This window comes from Microcystis sp. M49636_WE2 (assembly GCF_030065375.1).
Taxonomy (GTDB): domain Bacteria; phylum Cyanobacteriota; class Cyanobacteriia; order Cyanobacteriales; family Microcystaceae; genus Microcystis; species Microcystis aeruginosa_C.
In genome coordinates this window covers 1-4723 of record NZ_JASJFG010000792.1, presented here as the reverse complement: position 1 = coordinate 4723, position 4723 = coordinate 1, and the positions used below count along the sequence as shown (strand labels likewise).

At 38.9% G+C, this 4723-nt stretch carries 5 protein-coding genes and 2 pseudogenes; 2 read left to right on the top strand and 5 right to left on the bottom strand.

What is annotated here, in order from left to right; translation table 11 throughout:
* Positions 1 to 48: 48 nt before the first annotated feature.
* The 5 genes and pseudogenes from PX484_RS18145 to PX484_RS18125 form a co-directional block, all read right to left on the bottom strand.
* Positions 49 to 327: pseudogene (locus PX484_RS18145) on the bottom strand (lipid kinase); the annotation flags it as partial.
* Between the two features lie 169 nt (positions 328 to 496).
* Positions 497 to 1435 carry a glycosyltransferase family 2 protein gene (locus PX484_RS18140; RefSeq protein WP_150975690.1) on the bottom strand — a complete coding sequence of 313 codons (939 nt, stop codon included), beginning with the start codon at positions 1433 to 1435 and terminating at the stop codon, positions 497 to 499.
* Between the two features lie 15 nt (positions 1436 to 1450).
* A complete protein-coding gene (locus PX484_RS18135) occupies positions 1451 to 2080 on the bottom strand; it encodes a DUF6817 domain-containing protein (protein ID WP_150975691.1) in 630 nt (209 codons plus the stop codon).
* A 42-nt stretch (positions 2081 to 2122) separates the two neighbouring features.
* A complete protein-coding gene (locus PX484_RS18130) occupies positions 2123 to 3259 on the bottom strand; it encodes a glycosyltransferase family 2 protein (protein ID WP_150975692.1) in 1137 nt (378 codons plus the stop codon).
* 4 nt (positions 3260 to 3263) lie between these two features.
* Positions 3264 to 4076: an aldolase/citrate lyase family protein gene (locus PX484_RS18125; protein WP_162561053.1), complete on the bottom strand. Its 813-nt coding sequence runs from the start codon at positions 4074 to 4076 to the stop codon at positions 3264 to 3266.
* Positions 4077 to 4108: 32 nt separating this feature from the next.
* Here PX484_RS18125 and PX484_RS18120 point away from each other — a divergent pair, with 32 nt between their 5' ends.
* Both PX484_RS18120 and PX484_RS18115 read left to right on the top strand, forming a co-directional pair.
* Complete coding sequence (locus PX484_RS18120; RefSeq protein WP_150975694.1) at positions 4109 to 4579, top strand: dTDP-4-dehydrorhamnose 3,5-epimerase family protein; 471 nt, start codon at positions 4109 to 4111, stop codon at positions 4577 to 4579.
* Positions 4580 to 4584: 5 nt separating this feature from the next.
* Positions 4585 to 4723: pseudogene (locus tag PX484_RS18115) on the top strand (amino acid ABC transporter substrate-binding protein); the annotation flags it as partial.

Sequence of the window (4723 nt, the reverse complement as noted above, 5' to 3'; positions counted from 1 at the left end):
TCTTTGGACAAAGGGGGGTTTATTATATTCTCCTCCTTTTCGTTAATTTTAAAATTGTGTTTCCTGACGGGGAATATAGACTCCTAAGGCGGCCGGAATAACTCGAAACATGGCGGGAGTAGTGCTAGTAATTTCGCCATCGGTGTTGATACTATGGGGTTTACGAGTCTGAATTTGAATTTCTTTCCCCTTAAGAGTTCTCACCCAAGATAATAAACCCTGTTGTCCTCGCGGTAATGTCCATAAAAGCTGGAAAATTTGCCACCAGTGTTCAATTTCTAGGCTATATAAATCTAACCTTTGATCGTCGATTTGGGCATCATGAGCGAAGGTTCCTTGTTGCAAGGCAGAGCCTTGGAACACAATATCGAAGGCTCTGCCTTAAAGTAGTATTCAGGTAGAACCGGAAGAGAGCGTTCCCAGGTAGAACCTGGGAACGAGATAATAATTCTCCTTTGAAAGCTTGAGCAAGGATACTGGGAAGGATTGCGTCACTTCACTTTGTAGTTTTTAAAATTACGCTTTTTCTGGAAGGGCGATTATTACGGGATCTCATTGCCTTAACTAAAATATTCCAAGACCTCATAGATAATACGGCAGGAAAAGAGATTCTGATGGCGAAAACAAAATGTTTTTGTTTTAAGGCCACTAATAACCAATGTAGTTTAACATAATTACATATATATGAGAGTGGTGGCAGAACAGACTGATATTTTGGATTAACTAAGTTATATATTTTCTCTTTGATCAAAATGTTAGTGTTGAGTCGCTTTAACAATGAAGACTTTTGATTATAACTACCAGACCAAACTACTCGATACACCAAACAGGAGTTAACAAACACAGCATCCCCAAACTGAGCAATGCGAAGCCAGCAATCAATGTCATTATAACAGTCATCTAAACTTGAATCCCAACCCCCTGAGTTAAGAAAAGCATCTCTGAGAAAAGCAACTTGGCTAGTTGTTCCGAAGGGAACTTCTTCTAGGAGCATACCATAGTGTATATCTGCTTGAGCGATATAGAAAGCCTGTTCAAGTCCTATTTTTGGAGTTTGACAGATTTCTACTCCTTTAATATCCACCTGTGTCGCCTGACAGGAACAAATGACAGCTTCGGGATACTGAGCAATATTTTTCATTATTTCCTCTATACAATTAGGGGCAAGATAGTCATCATCATCGAGTAGTTTAATCCAATCTCCTTGAGCAGCTTTAACCCCTACATTTACCGAAAAGGATTGCCTCATATTCTTGAGATTACGATAGAAGATAATATCTTCCCCCAGGCTTTGAATATATTCTGCTGTACCATCAGAGGAACAATCATCAACCACAATGACTTCACAGGGAATAGATTGATTTAGGGCCGAAGCGATTGCTCTTTTAAGCAACGATAAACGATTGCAGGTTGTAATAACAATACTAAATTTCATCTTTATTAACTATAATTAAATTTTTCTCCTATGAGCCATCAGAAAATCAGCATAAGCTTTTTGAGTCAGGAAAGGTTTAGCTTTAAGATAAAATTCTTGATGACGATAATCACGGGTATAAGGTAATTGTTCTAAGTGATCTGCTAAACGAATAGTTATTAAAGCACTAAGCTCTGTTTGAGTTAAAATTATTTCCTTGTTATCACGATAATTTATCAGTTTAAATTCATTAACTTGCTCAAAATTAGAGAGGAAATGTTTTCTATCTTCAAGACAATAATAGTAAACTAATTTTTCAGCATCAGAACCAATAGCAGCCTTAATTATACCTCTTTGTTCTAGATTAACCAAACTTTTTCTATAGCTATAAGTTCCATAGATGCTGTGATAAAGACCAGCTAGACAAATATCTTCAGATGAGTTCCATTTTTTCAAGATTCTATAAGTTCCTAATAAATGACTATATAAAGAGCGTTTATTCAGATGTTCAGTGGAATCGGTTGCTAATTTCTTCAAAATTTCTCTTTGCTCTTTAGGGGGATCATATTGTCTATCTCTCCATAAATATATAAATTCACCCACAATATTTGGGGCGAAGTGTTGTAAGTTTTTCAATTGATTTTTAATGAGGGTATTAGTAGCCATATTGTTGATTGAATTAATGATTATATAATTTGTCATAGGAATTTATCGGGGCATAAGCTTATTGCTTATCAAAGGTGCAAACTCTACTAATAAAGCCCATAAACTTAGGTCAAATGGATGTGCTAATAGATGTCTCGGAAGGATTCTGCTTAAAGCAATTCGCTCTCTCAATCCTTGGCGGGTTTTGGCTGCCTTATTTGGCCAATGTTCGAGGATGATTTTCAAAGTAAATTCTTGAGGATCTAAGTAAGGATATAAAAACCATAACAGCAAGTTACACATTGAGCTAATAAAAGCAGTTGACTCATTAGCTAGACTTTCTTCAAAGGAAATAGCACCTTTCACCAGCAGTGATTGATCAGCAGTGATAGTGGCTGTGATAATATCCAACATATTAGTTAATGATTTCAATCTATTTTCCAGTAATACAGCATCTTGGGGATAGACAGAAAACCGATAACGAAGAGCATCTGCTAAAGTGTTTATGTGATTATCTATTAATTTTTCAAGGTTTTGTAGTCTTAACTTCGTCCCCTGAGAATTATTATGGCGACGATATCCAACCGTAATACAATGGTTTCTTATCAGAGATTGATTAACACTTAACCTTAACCAAGTATAGTAATCTACAGCAGTTCCCGTAAACTGTGTTGGCCAGCCATTGATGGAATCGAGTGCTTCGCGTCGAATCACAACAGATGAGGGAGTGGCGACAGAATTGGTAGGGAAAAAGTCCCAAGGAGCAAAAAACTGAGAATTAAGGACTGGAGAGGGAAAATTTAGGCTATCTTCATAAAAATGGGCGCAATTGGCTACACAAGCAGCAGATTGGGGAAATTGTTCTAGGATCGTACTCATAAGGCGCAGGTGATCTCGATGCCAGATGTCATCCTGATCGAGAAATGCTACTAGAGGCGCAGTGGTATGTTTGAATCCAAAATTGCGGGCGCAATGAGAACCCTTGTCAGGATTTCGTAATAAAGTGATACCTGAAAAAGACTTGACAATCTCTAGGGATTCGTCCTCAGAACCATCGTCAACCACTACTATTTCTCTCGGTGGTTGAGACTGGGAAAATACTGACTCGAGTGTTTGTCGAATCCATTGAGAGCCGTTGAATAAAGGGATAATAACAGCTACGTCTATAGCCTTAGCGTTTTGATCTATAAGCCATATCATAATTCTAATTTGCTCCCAGTCGCTTTAAAAATGTGAGCTGATCTGCTAAAACTGCTTCCCGACTGCGAAGACGCGCCGCTACCCAAGCAGCTCGAATCGCTTGGATCTCCGCCTGAAGATTCCGGCCACTCATTTCGTTTTTAAAAGTACGCCTCAAAACACTTAAACCGCAATTGAGCCGCGCCATCTCATGCAGAAGTTCGAGGAAGGGTATAGGGTTGCCGCCACTAATTCTCGTTACTCCACCGAATCCAACGATACGATTGTTTAAAATTTGAAAAATTTGTTCAACTGTACCATCTGCCAGTAAATCCCAAATAGAGTTTTTTTGGCGTGAAATCATTAAATCATTCAGTCCAATATAACTATAGTCCCAACCTAGATCTCTAAGCTCATGGCAATGTTCTACTAATGTGTGAGTCTCAATTTGGACTAGGGTTTTAGCTCTTCCATTGACTAGAGAAATAAATTTATCTACCTCACTGGGAACTTTTGCCATCGGTAGCATAATAATCTTAGCTCCAGAATCTAGGGCAGTTTCTATCTCGTCAGAAGTATTGTTATCTAAGGGATTAATTCTTACTGTAATTGGGATGGAGATAACTTCAGCTAGAGCAACCACATCTTCTGGTGTATCGGCGTTGATTTGGGTTGAATAGCTAATCTGTCGCTCTCGTTTACCAATCCGTTCCCAGTCTACAATGATACTATCAATCCCTACTTGCTCGGCTTGTTTAGCCAATAAAGCATCTGTGGTAAATAGAAATAAACGCAAATGGTCAATATCTGTAGTATAGTGGCTCGTTATGGGGTTCATTATAGTGATCAATGATTCTTAAGTCTTTAGCTATGACAAAGTTAACACAATCTAATGAGCAATGGATAGAAGGTGTAGAAGTTTGCCCTCTCAAGTTATTGCCAAATGAAAAAGGACGACTCATGGAAATTCAACGGGCTGATGATAAGATTTTCCCCGGCTTTGGACAAGTCTATATTACTTCAACTTTGCCCGGTATTGTTAAAGCTTGGTACAGACACACAACGCAAATTGATCAAATTGCCGTCATGGTAGGACTGTTGAAACTTGTCCTTTACGATGACCGGGAAACCTCACCCACCAGAGGCAAAATTAACACGATATTTTTAGGCGAATTGGCTCCTAAACTTGTACAAATTCCTCCCGGTATTTGGCATGGTTTTCAGACAATTGGCGAGCGGGAAGCTTTTGCACTGCATCTAAACTCGGTCGCTTTTCAGGCAGACGCACCAGATGAAGATCGCTTACCTTATGATACTAATATTATTCCCTATCAGTGGTAAACTAAGTGGTAATATCTAAGGAACCCTTGGCCCCAGCCGTGGCCGATGGTGATCCCCCTTGGTCGAATGCCGTCCGCTCGATCGTTTTTAGTTTAATTCAAGGGGAAGAATTTGGGATTAACTCCCAAAATATTGCCACTTTTG